16 protein-coding genes are annotated in these 18163 nt (G+C 72.6%); 13 read left to right on the top strand and 3 right to left on the bottom strand.

The window, feature by feature from the left end:
- Nucleotides 1–252 precede the first annotated feature (252 nt).
- The 3 genes from purN (at nt 253) to ACIGJO_RS14775 (ending at nt 4072) form a co-directional block, all read left to right on the top strand.
- Complete coding sequence (gene purN, locus ACIGJO_RS14785) at nt 253–909, top strand: phosphoribosylglycinamide formyltransferase (protein WP_399957420.1); 657 nt, start codon at nt 253–255, stop codon at nt 907–909.
- Nucleotides 896–2449 carry a bifunctional phosphoribosylaminoimidazolecarboxamide formyltransferase/IMP cyclohydrolase gene (gene purH, locus ACIGJO_RS14780; RefSeq protein WP_399957417.1) on the top strand — a complete coding sequence of 518 codons (1554 nt, stop codon included), beginning with the start codon at nt 896–898 and terminating at the stop codon, nt 2447–2449. The genes purN and purH overlap by 14 nt, the downstream gene beginning before the upstream one ends.
- A gap of 138 nt (nt 2450–2587) precedes the next feature.
- Nucleotides 2588–4072: a DUF2079 domain-containing protein gene (locus ACIGJO_RS14775; protein WP_399957414.1), complete on the top strand. Its 1485-nt coding sequence runs from the start codon at nt 2588–2590 to the stop codon at nt 4070–4072.
- A 233-nt stretch (nt 4073–4305) separates the two neighbouring features.
- Here the strand turns inward: ACIGJO_RS14775 and ACIGJO_RS14770 are convergent, their stop codons facing one another.
- A complete protein-coding gene (locus tag ACIGJO_RS14770) occupies nt 4306–4902 on the bottom strand; it encodes an RDD family protein (protein WP_399957411.1) in 597 nt (198 codons plus the stop codon).
- 226 nt (nt 4903–5128) lie between these two features.
- Here ACIGJO_RS14770 and ACIGJO_RS14765 point away from each other — a divergent pair, with 226 nt between their 5' ends.
- The 7 genes from ACIGJO_RS14765 to ACIGJO_RS14735 all read left to right on the top strand — a co-directional run bounded on the left by ACIGJO_RS14765 (nt 5129) and on the right by ACIGJO_RS14735 (nt 13169).
- On the top strand, nt 5129–6013 hold the full coding sequence (locus tag ACIGJO_RS14765) for a bifunctional methylenetetrahydrofolate dehydrogenase/methenyltetrahydrofolate cyclohydrolase (protein WP_399957408.1): 885 nt from the start codon (nt 5129–5131) through the stop codon (nt 6011–6013).
- Nucleotides 6014–6033: 20 nt separating this feature from the next.
- Nucleotides 6034–6729, top strand: coding sequence for a DUF3017 domain-containing protein (locus ACIGJO_RS14760; protein WP_399957405.1), 696 nt, complete (start codon nt 6034–6036; stop codon nt 6727–6729).
- Between the two features lie 512 nt (nt 6730–7241).
- Nucleotides 7242–8360 (top strand): DUF2690 domain-containing protein, encoded by a 1119-nt coding sequence (locus tag ACIGJO_RS14755; RefSeq protein WP_399957402.1) that lies wholly within the window; start codon nt 7242–7244, stop codon nt 8358–8360.
- A 297-nt stretch (nt 8361–8657) separates the two neighbouring features.
- Nucleotides 8658–9647, top strand: a complete 990-nt coding sequence (locus ACIGJO_RS14750) for a malate dehydrogenase (RefSeq protein WP_329946464.1) — start codon at nt 8658–8660, stop codon at nt 9645–9647.
- A 301-nt stretch (nt 9648–9948) separates the two neighbouring features.
- Nucleotides 9949–11775: a hypothetical protein gene (locus ACIGJO_RS14745; protein ID WP_399957399.1), complete on the top strand. Its 1827-nt coding sequence runs from the start codon at nt 9949–9951 to the stop codon at nt 11773–11775.
- 2 nt (nt 11776–11777) lie between these two features.
- The gene (locus ACIGJO_RS14740; RefSeq protein WP_399957396.1) at nt 11778–12158 is read left to right on the top strand and encodes a hypothetical protein; all 381 of its coding nucleotides are present in this window, start codon (nt 11778–11780) and stop codon (nt 12156–12158) included.
- A 3-nt stretch (nt 12159–12161) separates the two neighbouring features.
- Nucleotides 12162–13169, top strand: coding sequence for a serine/arginine repetitive matrix protein 2 (locus ACIGJO_RS14735; RefSeq protein WP_399957393.1), 1008 nt, complete (start codon nt 12162–12164; stop codon nt 13167–13169).
- A 108-nt stretch (nt 13170–13277) separates the two neighbouring features.
- Here the strand turns inward: ACIGJO_RS14735 and ACIGJO_RS14730 are convergent, their stop codons facing one another.
- Nucleotides 13278–13790: a carboxymuconolactone decarboxylase family protein gene (locus tag ACIGJO_RS14730; protein ID WP_399957389.1), complete on the bottom strand. Its 513-nt coding sequence runs from the start codon at nt 13788–13790 to the stop codon at nt 13278–13280.
- 47 nt (nt 13791–13837) lie between these two features.
- Between ACIGJO_RS14730 and ACIGJO_RS14725 the strand changes: the two genes are divergently transcribed.
- Complete coding sequence (locus ACIGJO_RS14725; RefSeq protein WP_399957386.1) at nt 13838–15238, top strand: PLP-dependent aminotransferase family protein; 1401 nt, start codon at nt 13838–13840, stop codon at nt 15236–15238.
- Nucleotides 15239–15530: 292 nt separating this feature from the next.
- On the opposite strand, the gene ACIGJO_RS14720 is transcribed toward ACIGJO_RS14725, so the two are convergent.
- Nucleotides 15531–16487, bottom strand: a complete 957-nt coding sequence (locus ACIGJO_RS14720) for a hypothetical protein (protein WP_399958139.1) — start codon at nt 16485–16487, stop codon at nt 15531–15533.
- Nucleotides 16488–16645: 158 nt separating this feature from the next.
- On the opposite strand from ACIGJO_RS14720, the gene ACIGJO_RS14715 reads away from it, so the two are divergent.
- Nucleotides 16646–16936, top strand: coding sequence for a hypothetical protein (locus ACIGJO_RS14715; RefSeq protein ID WP_399957383.1), 291 nt, complete (start codon nt 16646–16648; stop codon nt 16934–16936).
- A 5-nt stretch (nt 16937–16941) separates the two neighbouring features.
- Nucleotides 16942–18129: a glutathionylspermidine synthase family protein gene (locus ACIGJO_RS14710; protein ID WP_399957380.1), complete on the top strand. Its 1188-nt coding sequence runs from the start codon at nt 16942–16944 to the stop codon at nt 18127–18129.
- The last annotated feature ends 34 nt before the right edge of the window (nt 18130–18163 follow it).

Below are 18163 nucleotides of genomic sequence, written 5' to 3'. Positions count from 1 at the left end.
AACGTCTTCCCCATCTCGTCATGTCCGCCCCGAGGACGGTTCGTCCGCCCGGTGGGCGGTTCGCTGTCCCCTGACGCTACCTCCCGGTCACGCCCCCGTCCCGTGGGGGCCGCCGGGTGTGCCGGTATCGTTGCTGACGGTCGGCTCGTTCGTAGAGTTCCCCGTATCGAGGGGCGAGATTCTTTCGTACGACCGTACAAAGAGCACCGCACGCACATCGCACTGCCTTACCACGCGAGAAAGGGCCCAGCTGTGGCCTCCCCGCCCCCCTCCGCCGCTCCGGCCCGCCTCGTTGTGCTGGTCTCCGGCTCCGGTACGAATCTCCAGGCCCTGCTCGACGCCATCGGTGACGACCCCGAGGGCTACGGCGCCCGGGTCGTCGCGGTCGGTGCGGACCGTGACGGCATCGTCGGCCTGGAGCGTGCCGAGCGTGCCGGACTGCCCACTTTCGTGTGCAAGGTCAAGGACCATGCCACCCGCGAGGAGTGGGACGCGGCGCTCGCGGCCGCCACGGCCGCGTACCGCCCGGACCTCGTCGTCTCCGCGGGATTCATGAAGATCGTGGGCAGGGCGTTCCTCGCCGCGTTCGGCGGCCGGTTCATCAACACGCACCCCGCCCTGCTCCCCAGCTTTCCCGGTGCCCACGGGGTGCGTGACGCGCTCGCGTACGGCGTGAAGGTCACCGGCTGCACCGTCCACTTCGTCGACGACGGCGTCGACACCGGTCCGATCATCGCGCAGGGCGTGGTCGAGGTGACCGAAGAGGACACGCCGGAGGGCGAAGCCGCTCTCCATGAACGCATCAAGGAAGTCGAGCGCAAGCTGCTCGTCGAGGCCGTGGGGCGACTCGCCCGTGACGGCCATCGCATTGAGGGACGAAAGGTTCATCTCGGTCATGTCGGTGAATAAGCCCATCCGCCGCGCCCTGGTCAGTGTCTACGACAAGACGGGGCTCGAAGACCTCGCCCGTGGTCTGCACGAGGCGGGCGTCGAGCTCGTCTCCACCGGCTCCACCGCCGGGAGGATCGCCGCCGCCGGAGTGCCGGTCACCAAGGTCGAGGAGCTCACCGGTTTCCCCGAGTGCCTCGACGGCCGCGTGAAGACACTGCACCCCCGCGTGCACGCCGGCATCCTGGCCGACCTGCGCCTGGACACCCACCGTGAGCAGCTCGCCGAGCTCGGCGTGGAGCCGTTCGACCTCGTGGTCGTCAACCTGTACCCGTTCAAGGAGACCGTCGCCTCCGGCGCCTCCGACGACGAGTGCGTGGAGCAGATCGACATCGGCGGCCCCTCGATGGTCCGCGCCGCTGCCAAGAACCACCCGTCCGTGGCCGTCGTGACGAGCCCCGAGCGGTACGCCGACGTCCTCGCCGCCGTCGCGGCGGGCGGCTTCGACCTGAGCGCCCGCAAGCGCCTGGCCGCCGAGGCCTTCCAGCACACCGCCGCGTACGACGTGGCCGTGGCCTCCTGGTTCGCGGCCGACTACGCCGCCGCCGACGACTCGGGCTTCCCCGACTTCTTCGGTACGACGTACGAGCGCGGCGACGTCCTGCGCTACGGCGAGAACCCGCACCAGCCCGCCGCCCTCTACACCTCGGGCGCCGGCGGCCTGGCGGAGGCGGAGCAGCTGCACGGCAAGGAGATGTCGTACAACAACTACACGGACACCGACGCCGCGCGCCGGGCCGCGTACGACCACGCCGAGCCCTGTGTCGCGATCATCAAGCACGCCAACCCGTGCGGGGTCGCGATCGCCGACGACGTCGCCGAGGCGCACCGCAACGCGCACGCCTGTGACCCGCTGTCCGCCTTCGGCGGGGTCATCGCCGTCAACCGTCCGGTGTCCCTCGCCATGGCCGAGCAGGTCGCGGAGATCTTCACCGAGGTCATCGTCGCCCCGGCGTACGAGGACGGTGCCGTCGAGGTGCTGGCCCGCAAGAAGAACATCCGCGTGCTGCGCTGCCCCGACGGCCCGGCCGCCCCGGTCGAGGTCAAGCCCATCGACGGCGGCGCGCTGCTCCAGGTCACCGACCGGCTCCAGGCCGAGGGCGACGACCCGGCCAACTGGACCCTCGCCACCGGTGAGGCCCTCTCCGCGGACGAGCTGAAGGAGCTCGCCTTCGCGTGGAAGGCCTGTCGCGCGGTCAAGTCCAACGCGATCCTGCTCGCCAAGGACGGCGCATCGGTCGGCGTCGGCATGGGCCAGGTCAACCGCGTCGACTCCGCGAAGCTCGCCGTCGAGCGGGCGGGCGAGGAGCAGGCGCGCGGGGCGTACGCCGCCTCCGACGCGTTCTTCCCCTTCCCGGACGGCCTGGAGATCCTCACCGCGGCCGGCATCAGGGCCGTGGTCCAGCCCGGGGGATCGGTCCGCGACGAGCTGGTCATCGAGGCCGCGAAGAAGGCGGGCGTGACCATGTACTTCACCGGTACGCGCCACTTCTTCCACTGAGCCGCCACCGGGCCCCGGCCGCACCCCGCTCCAGCGGTGCGGCCGGGGCCCGCGCCGTGTCCGGGATATCACGGAATTCAGGTCTTGGTCGCGCCTCTGTTCTAATAAACCGCCGTGGAAATCCGTTGCGGGGGCGTCGTGCTTGATCTGAACAAGAGGAAGACCGGCCGGTCCACCGTGCCGGCACCGGGCGGTCCACCGGACGAGGTCCCGGCATCCGCCACGGACCGGGTCCCGCTGCGCCCGTATCTGATCGCCGCCGTGGTGCTGTGCGGGCTGTACTTCCTCTACTCGCACCTCCAGTACAGCCGCTTCGGCTCGCCCTCCTGGGACCTGGGGATCTTCGAACAGGAAGTACGGGCGTACGCCGGACTGAACGCTCCCGTCGTCGACATCAAGGGCCCCGGCTATCTGATACTCGGCGACCACTTCAGCCCCGTGGTGGCGCTGCTCGCCCCGCTCTACTGGATCTGGCCGTCCGCCGAAGCCCTGCTGTTCGCGCAGGCCGCGCTCTTCGCCGTCTCCGCCGTCATCGTCGGCCGCACCGCGCAGCAGATCCTGGGCGGCCGTTCGGGCATGTGCGTCACCGTCGCGTACGGGCTGTCCTGGGGACTCCAGGAAGCGGTGAAGTCCGACTTCCACGAGATCGCCTTCGCCGTACCGCTGCTCGCGCTCGTCTGCCGGGCCCTGCTCACCCGGCGCTGGACGGCCGCCGTCCTGTGGTCCCTGCCGCTGGTCCTGGTCAAGGAGGACCTGGGCGCCACGGTCGCCGTCGTCGGCCTGCTGCTCTTCCTGTACGGCCGCCGCCTCCAGGGCGCGCTGCTGGCGGCCTTCGGCGTGCTGGCGTTCGCCGTCACCGTCCTCGTCCTGATTCCGGCGGCCAGCAGCGAGGGAACGTACGACTACTGGACGAAGATCGACAAGAACGGGGAGCAGGACGTCTCCCTGTTCGACTCCGTCCTCGGCGTCCTCAACTCCTCGGTCAAGATCGAGATGCTGGTCTTCCTGGTCGGCATCACGGCCTTCATGGCGCTGCGCTCACCCCTGATCCTGCTCGTCCTGCCCACGCTCGGCTGGCGGCTGCTGTCCCAGGACTCCCACCACTGGGGCATGATCTGGCACTACAGCGCCATCCTCATGCCCGTGGTGTTCCTGGCCATGACCGACGGAATCCGTCGCAGCCGCGACTCCGCGCGGCCGTGGCTCGCCTCGTACGCGAAGGTCGCCGTACCCGTCGCCACCGCGATCGCCGTGGCCCTCACCCAGCATCTGCCGCTGCGCGATGTGCTGCGCCCGGAGACCTACCGCACCGACGCGCGTGTCCACGCGGCCCGGGAGGCACTGGAGGCCATCCCCGCCGGGGCGCGTGTCGAGACGGACATCACGCTGATGGCGCACCTCACGGGTGACCGCACCGTCTACTGGATCGGCGGGGCCCCGGGCACGGCCCCCGACATCGTCGCCGTCAACCTGGACTTCGGCTGGTCGCGGCCGATCACCGACCCGGTGGCGTACGCCGAGCAGCTCCACCCCGAGGCGCGGTACCGGCTCAAGCACCGGGCCGGGAACTTCGTGGTCATGGAGCGCACGACACCGGCCCCGGCGGACGTTCCCGGCCGCTGAGCCGCCCGGCCACCGCCCTCCGGTGGACCCCCGCACCGGCGGACCCCCGTGCCTGCGGACCCCTGCACCGGCGGACCCCCGCACCGGCGGACCCCTGCACCGGCGGACCCCCGCACCTGCGGACCCCCGTGCCGGCGGGGGTGACCGCTCCAGCGGGCGGCCGGCCGGGAAACGCGCGGAGGCCGCAGCCCGTCGAACGGGTGCGGCCTCCGAGGCGAGCGGGTCGGGCAGGGTCAGCCGGCCTTGACGACCACCGACGAGCAGACCTTGTCCGCGAACGTCTGCTTCTTCGAGTCCCACAGCGGCCACAGCCAGCCGATGTAGCAGGCGGCGCTGTCCAGGAAGTGGGCCAGGCGGCGCACGAAGGCCATGCCGAAGCCGAGCGGACGGCCGTCGGCCTCACGCAGCAGGCGGATGCCCACGGCCTTCTTGCCGATCGTCTGGCCGGTGGAGCCCTCCAGGTACAGCAGCCAGATGGCGACGCCGATCAGACCCAGGAAGCCGATGATGGCCAGGAAGCCGCCCGCGCCATCGCCCATGGCGCCACCCGCGGCCACCACGGCGTACGGGATCGCGAGGATCAGCCCGTCGATGATCAGCCCGCCCAGGCGCAGGCCCCAGTGGGCCAGCTCGGGCATGCCGCCGCCGTAGCCGGCCTGCTGCGGGTACCCGCCGCCGTAGGGCTGGCCGGGCTGCTGCTGGGGGTAGCCGTAACCCTGCGGCGGGACACCCTGGGGAGCCTGCTGCGGGTAGCCGTAACCGGGCTGCTGGCCCTGGGGCGGCTGGCCGGGCTGCTGCCCGTACGGGTTGTTCGGGTCGCCGAAGCTCATGGGGTGTTTCCTTCAACAGACGTGCGGGGACGGATGCGGCCGCACGGGGGAAGGAAACAGGTCAGCGGTCCGCCCCCCGTACTACCGCGGCACTGCGAATATCATCGTTATAAGCCGCACGTAAGTTTGTCCAGCCCGGCCCTTCAGGTGTTGTGCAAGTGCAACCTTGTGTCCATGGGAGACCCGCAATTGGTATGCGGGCGGGGTCATCCGCGAGGATGGGGACATGACTGCCCAGATTCTCGATGGCAAGGCCACCGCTGCCGCGATCAAATCCGATCTGACCGTCCGTGTGGCGGCCCTCCAGGCGCAGGGCATCGTCCCCGGCCTGGGAACCCTGCTCGTCGGGGACGACCCGGGCAGCCGCTGGTACGTGAACGGCAAGCACCGCGACTGCGCGCAGGTCGGCATCGGCTCCATCCAGCGCGAACTCCCCGACACCGCCACCCAGGAGGAGATCGAGGAGGTCGTACGGGAGCTCAACGCCAACCCCGAATGCACGGGCTACATCGTTCAGCTCCCGCTGCCCAAGGGCATCGACACCAACCGGGTCCTGGAACTCATGGACCCGGCCAAGGACGCCGACGGCCTGCACCCGATGAGCCTCGGCCGGCTGGTCCTCAACGAGACCGGCCCGCTGCCCTGCACCCCGCAGGGTGTCGTCCAGCTGCTCCGTGCCCACGGTGTGGAGATCAACGGCGCGCATGTCGTGGTCGTCGGCCGCGGTGTCACCATCGGCCGCTCGATCCCGCTGCTGCTGACCCGCAAGACCGAGAACGCCACCGTCACCCAGTGCCACACCGGTACGCGTGACCTCTCCTCCCACCTCCGGCAGGCCGACATCATCGTGGCCGCCGCCGGGGTGCCCCACCTGATCAAGCCCGAGGACGTGAAGCCGGGCGCCGCCGTGCTCGACGTCGGCGTCAGCCGCGACGAGAACGGCAAGATCGTCGGCGATGTGCACCCCGGAGTCGCCGAGGTGGCCGCCTGGGTCGCCCCGAACCCCGGCGGTGTCGGCCCGATGACCCGCGCCCAACTGCTGGTCAACGTGGTCGAGGCAGCCGAGCGGAAGGCCGCCGAGGCCGCCGACGCCGCCGCGACCGCGGGCTGACTGGAACCGGAAGGAACCCCATGGGTGCTGGTACGAGTCCGGCCGGGGCCGATCCGGCTCCCGCTCCCGACCCCGCCGCCGACCCCGCTTCCTCTTCCGCTTCCGTCCCCGGGGACGGGAACCCGGGGGAGCAGGGTGAGCAGCCGCGCGAGCCGGAGGAGCGGAACGGGCAGCGCGAGCCGGGAGAACAGGGCAAGCCGGGAGAGCACGGCAGGGCGGGAGAACAGGGCGAGGCAGGAGAACAGGGCGAGGCAGGAGAACAGGGCGAGCCGGGCGGTGCGACGGCCGGGGAGTCCGGTGCGGGGAGCACCGCCCCCCGCCGGTCGCGGCGCTTCCCCTCGCTGACCCGCGACACCGCGCGTCCCGAGGGCGGCGGCCGGGCGGCACCGGGCGACGCGCCCGCCCCGGCGCGGCAGTGGCCGCTGCTCACCGTGCTCTGCCCGGCCGGGGCCGGGCTGCTGATCGTCGCCGCCGACCCGTTCGCCGAGGCGTTCCGGATCGGCACGATACTGATCGGCGCCGCGCTCCTCACCGGGGCGGTGCTGCGCTGGGCGGTCCCCTCGGTCGGCATGCTCGCCGTACGGTCCCGGTTCACCGACCTGGTGACGTACGGGCTGATGGGCACCTTGATCGTGCTGCTCGCGCTGATGGCCCAGCCCGAACCGTGGCTGGACATTCCGGTGCTGGAGGACGCGGTCCACTTCACGATCCGCTGAGCCGAGCCGAACTGAGGCGCGGTGACGGTCCGGTGACGGTCCGGCCAACGCGGTGACGGGGTGCCCGTCCCCTCCCCCGAGAAGGGACGGGCACCCCAGGGCGGGACCCATGCGGAAGTCGATCAACTCCGGTATGCGGTGGCTTGAGCGGCCTTGCCCCGTCCTGCCTCCAGCGTCATCGACGGGGGGTCGCGGGTTCAAGGGATCACTGGGGCCTGTGGCACGGAAGTGACCATTCCGGCACGGTGTGATCGTTGCGCAACGGTGGCAGACTGGCCCGGCGCACGGGTGTGGCACGGGTACGGCACGGGTACGGTGCCGGGCGCGCGGAAGGCGCGCGGCAGCGCGAACGCTCTGTGCGCTCCCCGTCGGGAACTGGCACCCCGGCTCCGCGCATCCTCCTGGGCGGACCCGGAACGGAAGACCACCGGACCGGGTCGTGGGAGCGCGGGGCCGGTCGGCGGCGGGGCGCGTCGGACGCGTCCGGGGGAACACGGAGGGGAAGAGCAGCAATGCCTCGTTGGAAGGCGCTACCGGAGGAACTCGACCCGCAGATCAGGGAGTTCACCAGTCAGTTGCGCAGACTCGTCGACCGCGGCGGACTGAGTGTCGCGGGGGTGGCCGACCGTACGGGCTTCAGCAGGACGTCCTGGGAACGCTATCTCAACGGCCGGCTGCTCGCGCCCCGGCGCGCGGTGCTCGCCCTCGCCGAGGTGACCGGTACCGACCAGAACCATCTGACGGTCATGTGGGAGCTCGCCGAGCGCGCCTGGAGCCGCTCCGAGATGCGCCACGACATGACGATGGAGGCCATCCGGATCACGGAGGCGCGTGCCGCGCTCGGTGAGCCGGGTACGGCCCCCGTCGCGGGCGGGCGGAGCGGCCGTTCCGGAGGGGGCAGGCACGGCGCGGGGCGTCCCGGGAGCGCCGGCGGGGGAGTCCCCGCCGCGGCGGGTGAAGGAGCCGGACGGCACGGGACGGACGCCCGCGGTGCGGCGCGCCCGCCGTCCGTACCCGTGCAGCGCGGCACCGTGCCGCGGATCCCGCACCAGCCGCAGCCGCACGGCCGGACACCGCAGTACGGCTTGCCGCAGGGCGGGACGCCGCCGTCGGGTCAGCCGCAGGGCGGGCCCGCGGGCCGCCGGAAGCTGCCCGTGGTCCTCGCGGGCGTCGTCGGCGTCGCCCTGGTCGTGGTCGCCGCGGTCCTGCTCACCGGTCCGGGCGGTGACGACGGGGATACGGCCGCCGCGCCCCCGTCACCCGCACCCCTGACGAGCGCGCCGGAGCTGCCTGCCGGGGTCGAGTGCAGCGGTGCCGCATGCGCGGGTCAGGACCCCGAGGCCATGGGCTGCGGCGGCAGTTACGCCCGTACGGTGGCCAGCGCCGTGGTCGGCGGCGCCCGCGTCGAGGTGCGCTACAGCGAACCCTGCGCGGCGGCGTGGGCCCGGATAACCGAGGCGGCCGAGGGCGACACCGTACGGATCAGCGCGGGGGCGGCCGGGCAGGACGGCACGGTGAACGCCGACGCGGACGCGTACACCGCGATGGTCGCGGTGAAGCGGTCCGGTGACGCGAAGGCCTGCGCGACACTCGCCTCCGGTACGAAGGGCTGCACCGCCGCCCAGCCGTGAGGGCGCGCGGTGCGGGGCGCGCCCGTGACGGCCGGGCGCGCCCGCGGTGGGGTGTGGCCCGCGGTGGGGCGCCGCCCGCGCCTCCGTGCCGGCGGTGGAGCGTGTCCACGCCTCCGTGCCCGCGGTGCGTGACCGGTTGTGTGCCGTGCCACAGGGGGGCGGGCGGCCGGGGCGGCCCGGGTCGGATAGCCTGATCGCTGGATATCTCTTCACATCAAGATTCAGAGGTGTCCAGCACCAGGGGCCCGGCACCAGGGGTCGGGGACCGCCACCGCCAGCTGTCTAACGGAGATCGCCATGACCCGCACTCCCGTGAATGTCACCGTGACCGGCGCAGCCGGCCAGATCGGCTACGCGCTGCTCTTCCGCATCGCTTCCGGCCACCTGCTCGGCCCGGACGTGCCGGTCAACCTGCGCCTCCTGGAGATCCCGCAGGGCCTCAAGGCCGCCGAGGGCACCGCGATGGAGCTCGACGACTGCGCCTTCCCGCTGCTGCGCAACATCGAGATCACCGACGACGCCAACGTCGGCTTCGCCGGTGCGAACGTCGCCCTGCTCGTCGGCGCCCGCCCGCGCACCAAGGGCATGGAGCGCGGCGACCTGCTCTCCGCCAACGGCGGCATCTTCAAGCCGCAGGGCAAGGCCATCAACGACAACGCCGCGGACGACATCAAGGTCCTCGTCGTGGGCAACCCGGCCAACACCAACGCGCTCATCGCGCAGGCCGCCGCCCCGGACGTACCGGCCGAGCGTTTCACCGCGATGACCCGCCTGGACCACAACCGCGCGATCTCGCAGCTGGCCGCCAAGACCGGTGCCGCCGTCTCCGACATCAAGAAGCTGACGATCTGGGGCAACCACTCGGCGACCCAGTACCCCGACATCTTCCACGCGGAGGTGGCCGGCAAGAACGCCGCCGACGTCGTCAACGACGAGAAGTGGCTGGCCGACACCTTCATCCCGACCGTCGCCAAGCGCGGCGCCGCGATCATCGAGGCCCGTGGCGCGTCCTCCGCCGCCTCGGCCGCCAACGCCGCCATCGACCACGTGCACACCTGGATCAACGGCACCGCCGAGGGCGACTGGACCTCGATGGGCATCCCGTCGGACGGCTCCTACGGCGTGCCCGAGGGCATCATCTCGTCCTTCCCGGTCACCACGCGGAACGGCACGTACGAGATCGTCCAGGGCCTGGACATCAACGAGTTCTCCCGCGCGCGCATCGACGCGTCGGTGAAGGAGCTCACCGAGGAGCGCGACGCGGTGCGCGAGCTCGGCCTGATCTGAGGTCCGGCCCCGCCGGAACCGCCGTACGCCGAAGCGCCCCCGCAGCATCCGCTGCCGGGGCGCTTCGGCGTTCCGTCAGGTCCCGCACCCGGGGGACGCCTGCCGGACGAAGGTCACCCGTGGTGACGGCTTGGTCCCCAAAAGGCTCCTCCGGGCTGCGGAGTGCGGGTAGGGTGTCCCCTTTCCATCACCAACGCGCGCTGCCGGAGCGTGAGTTGTGGTCAGCTAGGGGGAACCGGTGACCGGGAGTACTGTGCCGCAACCGTCGCGGAGCCAGGACGAGCTGCTCGGGAAACCGCCCGTGCATCCGGCCACGAGCGAGGCCTCCAGACTGCTCTGCGCCGGGGTCTATCTGCACGACGGCTACCGCGACGCCGTGATCGACCAGCTGTACGTGCAGGAGGAGCGGATCGCCGCCCCGTCGACGGGCTTCGACGCCGCCCGGGTGCTGGCCCACGCCCTGCGGGCACGCCGCTCCGAACTCCGGTGGGCCGCGGGCATCCTGGCCACCTGGCTGCTGGGCGCCGTGCTCACCCGCGGTGCCGTCGCGGTCTTCGTGATGCCGTGCGTCCTGCTCGCCCTCGCGCCCCTGATCAGGGGCGCGGCGCGCAACCCACCGGTCTACCGCCGGATTCCGGCGTTCCTGATGCGCTGGTACGGGCGGCTCTTCCTGTTCTTCGCGGTGCTCTGGACGGTCGGCGGCGCCTTCGCCGGTCTCTTCGACGACGACGACGATCCGGGGAGTTACGAGTCCTCGTACGACTCCGCGTACGACTCCTCCGACGGGCTGTCCGACGCGCTCCCGGACGGGGCCGATCTCGGTCTCACCGTGCTGAACGAAGGCTTCTCCTCCGGCGGGTTCGGCTCGGGCCCGGCCTGGGGAGCGATCGGCTTCTTCGCCCTGATCGCCACCCTGGTGGGGCTCCGGCGCGGCCAGTTCGCCCGGGTCATGGCCGGTGAACTGGCCAGGAAGAACTTCCCCGACCTGACCGCCGACCCGGCCGAACGGACCGCGGGCAGCCGCTTCCGGCGGCTCCAGCAGCGGATCAGGCTGGAGCAGCACGCTCCGCTGATCATGTACAGCGCCGGTGATCCGTTCTGCGGCGCCGGGCTCCCCTACCACCCGTGGAACCTGGCCGTCGAACTCCGGCCGAGCGATGACGGCCCGACGGAACCGATCGACAACGCGCGGATCCTCCGCCGGATCGTGCCGCTGCTCCAGCAGTTGCGGGTGCCGTCGCCGCACGGCTCGCCGGATGCGGCCGCCGCCGTACGGGACCGGCTGCGCGAGCTGCAGATCGACGAGTGCGTGTTCCTGCCGGTGCTGGGCATGCGGCGGCGCGAGGACGCCCCGTACGGCCCCGCGGGCTTCGAGACCCACCGGCTGGGCGCCGTCGAGGAGGGCGGGGAGAGCCGCAGGCACTTCCTGCGCATCCGGGTCGGCGGATGGAGCGAGGAGGTCGTCGTCACCGTCTTCGTCCGGGTCCACACCCAGGGCGGGATGCTGATGCTGGAGCTCGCGCCGCACGTCCTGATGCCGGTGCACCCGTTGTTCCAGGAGGCCGACCGGATCGCCCACCGGCACCGCAACAACAACTGGTTCGGGAAGGCCGCCTGGGCGCTGGCCCGCACCCCGGGCTCGCTGGTGCGCTCGGTCGTCACCCTGGGACGCGGCGCGGTCAGCGGCTGGACGGTCCTCACCGCCGGGAACAGCGGTGCGCTGACGGACGGGCCGGAGATGTCCATCCGGCAGCTGGGCTCCGACAACGAGGCCTCGCTCTTCCAGGACATGGACATCAACCGGTATCTGAAGAGCATTCAGGACCGGGTGACCGGTGGTGTGCGGCTCGCCCTGCGCGAAGCGGGCTGGCAGACCGACGAGTTCGAGCAGAAGATCGTGAACATCGGTGCGGGCGGGGTGTTCATCGAGTCCGCGAAGGACAGCGCGATCGGCATCGGCGACCACAACAACGTCTCGTACGGAAACGCCGGCCACCGGTCCACCGCGGACCCGAAGCGGGCCCCGGGGCCGAAACAGGGGCCCGGCGCGCAGAAGCCCCCGCCGAAGTCGTCCGGCCCCGGCACCTCGCCGCGGCCGGACCAGCACCCGAACACCGGAGGTAAGTGACCATGGAGACGCCCGACGGACAGCAGCCGGTACAGCGGACCGTCCACGTGGGGTCGGTGACGGGCAGCGCCTTCGCCATCGGCGACCACAACACCGTCACCCAGCACCAGCACGCCGCTCCCGCAGACGAGACCCAGGCCGAACTGCTCCGTGCCGTGCGGGAGCTCCGCGCCGACCTCGAACGGTTCGTCGCCTCGGACGCCACGGAGATCCTCGACGCCGAACTGGTCTCGGTGGCGGAGGAGATCGAGGGCGCCGGCGCGGCGACTCCCGGAAGGCTGGCCCGGCTCCGGGAGGCACTGACGGCGGCCGGTGCGCTCACCGGGACGCTGGCCTCCGGCATCGCCGTGGGGCAGGCGCTCGCCGCGCTGCTGGGGAGCTGAACGGTGAACGGGGGCGGCGGAGCGCGCTGGAACGACGAGACACAGAGCTGGGAGACCGAGGAGCGGCGCGGCTACACCCCGCCGCCCCCGCCGCTGCCCTCGGCACCGCCGGTGGTTCCGGTGGTTCCGGTGGCGCCCGAGACGCAGGAGCCCCAGGGGCCGCAGGGTATGCAGGGGCCTTGGGGTCCGGCCGGATCTCCGGGGCCGGCAGGGCCGCCCGCGCCGCCGGGCACGTACAACAACATCACCGGGACCTTCGAGGTCTCCGCGGCCGGCGGGGCGGGCGGCGGCAGGTCCTTCCGGGAGCGGGTCACCCCGCTGACGGCCGGGATCGCGGTGGGCGTACTCGCGATGGGTGCGGCGGCGCTGTGGTTCACGCTCGGCGGCGACAACGGCGGCGCTCACGAAGGAGCGCGAGGGGCGAGCGCCACCTCCACCGAGCTGGAGAAATCCTCCGACGGGACGACCGGCGGCGAGGACGCCGGGGGGACCGACGGGGCCCTTCCCGATGCCTCCGCGTCGGACACCGCCCCGGAATCCGCGCCGCCGTCCGGTGCGCTGCCTCCCGGCTACGCCGATACGGACGACCGTGAAGGCTTCCGGATCGCGGTCCCCCGGGAGTGGGACGTACGCACCGAGGACAAGGGCGCGGTGTTCTACAAGTCGGCGGACGGCGTGGAACTGATCCAGATCTTCCGGATCGCCGAGCCCATCACCGCCGTGGACGCCGTCGGCCGCGCGTCCGAGGAACTCAGCTCCAACCCGGGCTTCGAGGAGATCAGCCGCGGCCCCGTGGAGAGCCCCGGAGGCGGAGAGGCGGCCGAGCTGGTCTACGCGTACGACAGCAAGGAGACCGGAGGCCGGCGCCAGGTCATCGAGCGCGTCTTCACGGCCTCGGACGGGCGGCTGTACGCGGTGCTGGTCGGCGCCGCCGACACCGAGTGGCCCCGGCAGGAGGAGATCCTGGACGTGGCCGTGACGCACTTCGACCCGTACGACAGCCCGTTCTGACCGCCCGCTCCGCCCCCGGCGGCCTGGTCCCCGAAGCCGTTCGGTGCCTGACGGCGTTCAGCGCTCGACGCCGCTCAGTGCCTGACGGCGTTCAGCGCTTGATGTCGGTCAGTGCTTGATGTCGCCGGGGGTGTAGTGACCGGGGACCATGCGGGTGGACACGCCGAAGCGGTTCCAGGCGTTGATCACCGTGATGGCGGAGATCAGCTGCGCGAGCTCCGCCTCCTCGAAGTGCTCGGCGGCCTTCGCGTACACCTCGTCCGGGACGAAGCCGTCGGTCAGCACGGTGATGGCCTCGGTCAGCTCGATCGCCGCCACCTCCTTCTCCGTGTAGAAGTGCCGCGACTCGTCCCAGGCGCTGAGCTGCACGATCCGCTCGACGGACTCGCCCGCCGCGAGCGCGTCCTTGGAGTGCATGTCCAGGCAGAAGGCGCAGCGGTTGAGCTGCGAGGCCCGCACCTTCACCAGCTCGACCAGGACCGGGTCCAGCCCCTTCCTGGAGGCGGCGTCCAGCCGGACCATCGCCTTGTAGACATCGGGGGCGAGCTGGGACCAGGCCAGGCGGGCCGGGTGCTCGGGGGCGTACGCGGAGGGGGCGTGGTCGTGCGTGGGTGTCGTCATGACGACGACGCTACGGCCTGGGTGGCGCAACGGTATGGTCCATTCCCATGACGGATTCCTGGGCCACTTTCGGAGCCGATCTGCATATCGAACCGCGCGGCGGGGGGCTGCGCGGCGGACTGATGGAGGCCCTGCGGGAGGCCGTGCGCACCGGGCGGCTGACTCCCGGGACCCGGTTGCCGTCCTCCCGTACGCTCGCCGCCGACCTGGGCATCGCCCGGAACACCGTGGCCGACGCCTACGCCGAACTGGTCGCCGAGGGCTGGCTCACCGCCCGGCAGGGCTCGGGGACCCGGGTCGCGCCGAGGTCCGTGCCGCGCCGGGCGGACCAGACCGTGCCACCGTCCCCCGCGGTGCGGTCCGGGCCCGTCCACGATCTGAAGCCCGGGTCGCCGGACCTCGCCGCCTTCCCGCGCGGCGAGTGGCTCAAGGCGTCCCGCCGGGCGCTGACCGCCGCCCCCGACGAGGCGTTCGGATACGGCGATCCTCGCGGACGCGTCGAACTGCGCACCGTACTGGCCGAGTATCTGGCGCGGGCCCGCGGCGTGTACGCGGCACCGGAGCGGATCGTGATCTGTGCCGGTTTCGTCCACGGCCTGATGCTGCTGGGCAAGGTGCTCGCGGCGCGGCGGGTGCGGGAGACCGCCGTCGAGTCGTACGGGCTCGACGCGCACGGGAACCTGCTGAGGGAGGCCGGACTGCGCACCCCCTGCCTGCCGTTGGACGGCCTCGGCTCCCGTACGGAGGAGCTGGCCGGGATGCGCGGTGTCGGGGCGGTCCTGATGACGCCCGCGCACCAGTTCCCGACGGGCGTCCCGCTGCACCCCGACCGGCGGGCCGCCGCGGTCGACTGGGCCCGGTCCACTGCGGGGCTGATCCTGGAGGACGACTACGACGGGGAGTTCCGGTACGACAGACAGCCGGTGGGGGCGCTCCAGGGGCTCGACCCCGAGCGCGTCGTCTACCTGGGAACCGCCAGCAAGTCCCTCGCGCCCGGTCTGCGCCTCGCCTGGATGGTGCTGCCGCAGGAGCTGGTGACGGAGGTGGCGCGGGCCAAGGGGGAGTTCGACTGGACACCGGGCGCGCCGGATCAGCTCACGCTGGCGGAGTTCATCGCCTCGGGGGCGTACGACCGCCAGGTGCGCTCCATGCGGCTGCGCTACCGGCGCCGCCGTGACCAGCTCGTCGCCGCGCTCGCCGAACGCGCGCCGGACGTCCGGGTCGGCGGAATCGCGGCCGGGCTGCACGCGGTCCTCGAACTCCCCGAAGGCACCGAGCGCGCGGTGATCCAGGCGGCCGCCTGGCAGGGGCTGGCCGTGGAGGGCCTCGGGCGCTTCCGGCACCGCGACGCGCCGCCCGGCCGCGACGCGCTGGTGATCGGTTACGGCTCCCCGTCCGACAGCGCCTGGGCGGGGGCGCTGGACGCGCTGTGCCGGGTGCTGCCGTAGGGCGAGGGGGAGGGGGAGGGGGGCGCGGGGGTGCGGGGCACGGGGGTCGCCGACCTGCTGGGCAGCCTGGCGTCCGGGGCGTCCGGCTGCTGGGCAGCCTGGCGTCCGTGGCGTCCGGGCGTTGGGGTACGGGGGCACGGGAGCACCGGGCCGCCAGGCCGCTGGGGACCGCCGGGCCGCCGGAGCACGGGGCACATGGGACCGCCGAGCCGCCGACGGCCGCCGGAGCACGGGAGCACGGGAGCACCGGGCCGCCGGAGCGCGGGCCTTCCGCGCCGCCTCCGCGCCTCCCCTACGCCTCCTTCGACGGCGCGCCCTCAGCCGTCCCCGGCACCCCCGCCTCCCCCGCCGACGTCACCGCCGCCCCGGCCCCGTCCACCGGCGCCGCCTCCCCGGCCCCGTCCACCGGCGCCGCCGCCCCGGCCCCGTCCACCGGCGCCTCGCCGAACCGGGCCAGGGCCAGCGCCCCCGCGACGGCCACCGCGAAGCCGGTGACCGCCAGCCACCCGAGGCCGTCCCGGGTCTCGTCCCCGAGCCAGATGACCCCCACCAGGGCCGGGCCGATCGTCTCGCCGAGCACCATCCCGGCGGTCGCGGTGGTCACCGAACCACGCTGCAGCGCCGACGTGAGCAGCAGGAACGCCGAACCGCCGCCCACCAGCAGCGCGTACACGGCGGGGTTGGCCACCAGGGCGCCGGGCGACACGTCGTCGATCAGCCGGACCGCGACCTCGACGACCCCGAAGCCGCACCCCGCCCCGAGCCCCAGCGCGAGGGCCCGGGGCCGCTCGGGCAGCCCGCCGGCCACCGCGCCGACGAGCAGTACCCCGAGGGCGATCCCGAGCATCGACCAGCGCAGCGCGTCCGAGCCCGTCGAATCGCCCTCCCGGCCGGAGGCGAGCCCCAGCATGCCGAGCCCGGCGACCACCACACCGACCGCGCCCCACTCCGTGCCGGTCAGCCGGACCGCGAGGAGACGGGCGGCGACCACGGCGGTCACGGCGAGGCTCGCGGCCAGCGCCGCGCCCACCGCGTAGATCGGGAGCGAGCGCAGCGCGACGATCTGGAGGACGAAGCCGAGGCCGTCCAGGGCGAGTCCGGCGACGTAACGCCACTGCCGCACGGCCCGCAGCAGCAGCGCGGGGTCGACCCCCGCGTCGGAGCCCGGCCGGGCCGCGGCGCGGGCCGCGACGGACTGGAGGACGGAGGCCGTACCGAAGCAGACCGCGGAACCGAGCGCGCAGATCATCCCGAAGAGCACATAGGGACTCTACTGGCGCGTGGTTGACGCACCGGGTTCCGATCGAGTGGCACAGCCATCTAATCTGACGAGCGGTCTGGCAAGCGGTCTGGAAGTGGACCGAACTGGACAGGACACGACAACACAGGACAACGGGGGAGCGGAAAATGGCCAAACGCAGGCTGAGATCGGGCACCGTGGTACTCGGCGGCATGGGAGTCCTCGCGGCGACGATCACCTCCTGCGGCTCGGATCCGGACCGGCGGTGCGTCGACCCGCTGACCCAGGACAAGCTGCCGAGTTACGAGTGCGCGGGCGGCGGCAGCGGTAGCAGCGGTGGCAGCGGCTCGTACTACTACGGCGGCACCAGCAGGAACGGCAAGGTGACCGGCGGCAGCTTCGACAAGGCGGCGGTCGACCGCGGCGGATTCGGCTGCTCCGGAACGGGCGGCGGCTGAAGCGCATGCGACGCCGCACGATCGAACCGCGCCCCGGCTGGCAGCGGACCGTCGAGGAACAGGGCCTGGTCTACCCGCTCACCCGCTACCCGGACGGCTCACTGCGCCCCTACTGGGACGAGAGCGCCTACTACGTCTTCACGCTGCCCGAGGTCGAGGCGCTCGAAGAGGTCGTCGAGGAGCTGCACACGATGTGCCTGGCCGCGGCCGCGCACATCGTCGAGCGGGACCGGTTCGCCGATCTCGGCATCACCGACCGCCGGCTGGCCGCACTGATCGCCGACTCCTGGCGGCGCCGCGCCGAACTGCCCTCCCTGTACGGCAGGTTCGACCTTCGGTACGACGGCACCGGCCCGGCGAAGATGCTGGAGTACAACGCCGACACCCCGACCTCGCTGGTGGAGGCCGCGAGCCCGCAGTGGTTCTGGATGGAGGACCGGTTCCCCGGCGCGGACCAGTGGAACTCCCTCCACGAGCGTCTCGTCGACGCCTGGAAGCGGCAGGCGCCCCTGCTGCCGCCGGGGCCGCTGCACTTCGCGCACTCGGACGGTGACGAGCTGGGCGAGGACCTGATGACGGTCGCGTACCTGCGCGAGACCGCCCAGCAGGCCGGGATCGACACCGAGGCACTGTCCGTCGAGCAGATCGGCTGGGACCGGCTGAGCGGGCGCTTCGTCGACGAGCGGCTCCGCTTCATCCGGAGCTGCTTCAAGCTCTACCCCTGGGAGTGGCTGGCGACGGACCGCTTCGGACCGCATGTGCTGGACACGCTCGACAACGGCGGCGGCACCGGCACCACCTGCTGGATCGAACCCGCCTGGAAGATGCTCCTGTCCAACAAGGCGCTGCTGGCCGTCCTGTGGGAGCTGTACCCGGGACACCCGAACCTTCTCCCGTCCTACCTCGACGGCCCCCGCGGCCTCGCCGGACCCGGCGGCGCCGGATACGCGGCCAAGCCCCTGCTCGGCCGCGAGGGCGCCGGGGTCACCCTCCACGGGCCGGGAAGCGCGGCGGCGGTACGGGACGAGCCCTGCTGCTACCAGGAGCTCGCCCCGCTGCCCGACTTCGACGGCAACCGGGTGGTGCTGGGCGCGTGGGTCGTCGAGGACGAGGCCGCCGGACTCGGCATCCGGGAATCGGCGGGTCCTGTCACGGACGAGTACGCCCGCTTCCTGCCCCACGTCATCCTCTAGCCGGGGCGGCCGGGGGCTTCGAGAGGGTCCCGCC

It is taken from the genome of Streptomyces sp. NPDC079020 (assembly GCF_044542225.1).
Lineage (GTDB): Bacteria > Actinomycetota > Actinomycetes > Streptomycetales > Streptomycetaceae > Streptomyces.
Note: the sequence above shows the minus strand (reverse complement) of the source record. Positions and strands in the feature narration are given on the sequence as shown.

Excerpts from the sequence above, each read along its gene's own strand:
- ACIGJO_RS14755 (WP_399957402.1), top strand. The coding sequence starts at position 7,242 with ATGCCTCGTTGGAAGGCGCTACCGGAGGAACTCGACCCGCAGATCAGG.
- ACIGJO_RS14740 (WP_399957396.1), top strand. The coding sequence starts at position 11,778 with ATGGAGACGCCCGACGGACAGCAGCCGGTACAGCGGACCGTCCACGTG.
- purH (WP_399957417.1), top strand. The coding sequence starts at position 896 with ATGTCGGTGAATAAGCCCATCCGCCGCGCCCTGGTCAGTGTCTACGAC.
- ACIGJO_RS14765 (WP_399957408.1), top strand. The coding sequence starts at position 5,129 with ATGACTGCCCAGATTCTCGATGGCAAGGCCACCGCTGCCGCGATCAAA.
- ACIGJO_RS14720 (WP_399958139.1), bottom strand. The coding sequence starts at position 16,487 with ATGATCTGCGCGCTCGGTTCCGCGGTCTGCTTCGGTACGGCCTCCGTC.
- ACIGJO_RS14715 (WP_399957383.1), top strand. The coding sequence starts at position 16,646 with ATGGCCAAACGCAGGCTGAGATCGGGCACCGTGGTACTCGGCGGCATG.
- ACIGJO_RS14710 (WP_399957380.1), top strand. The coding sequence starts at position 16,942 with ATGCGACGCCGCACGATCGAACCGCGCCCCGGCTGGCAGCGGACCGTC.
- ACIGJO_RS14770 (WP_399957411.1), bottom strand. The coding sequence starts at position 4,902 with ATGAGCTTCGGCGACCCGAACAACCCGTACGGGCAGCAGCCCGGCCAG.
- ACIGJO_RS14725 (WP_399957386.1), top strand. The coding sequence starts at position 13,838 with ATGACGGATTCCTGGGCCACTTTCGGAGCCGATCTGCATATCGAACCG.
- ACIGJO_RS14760 (WP_399957405.1), top strand. The coding sequence starts at position 6,034 with ATGGGTGCTGGTACGAGTCCGGCCGGGGCCGATCCGGCTCCCGCTCCC.
- ACIGJO_RS14750 (WP_329946464.1), top strand. The coding sequence starts at position 8,658 with ATGACCCGCACTCCCGTGAATGTCACCGTGACCGGCGCAGCCGGCCAG.
- ACIGJO_RS14730 (WP_399957389.1), bottom strand. The coding sequence starts at position 13,790 with ATGACGACACCCACGCACGACCACGCCCCCTCCGCGTACGCCCCCGAG.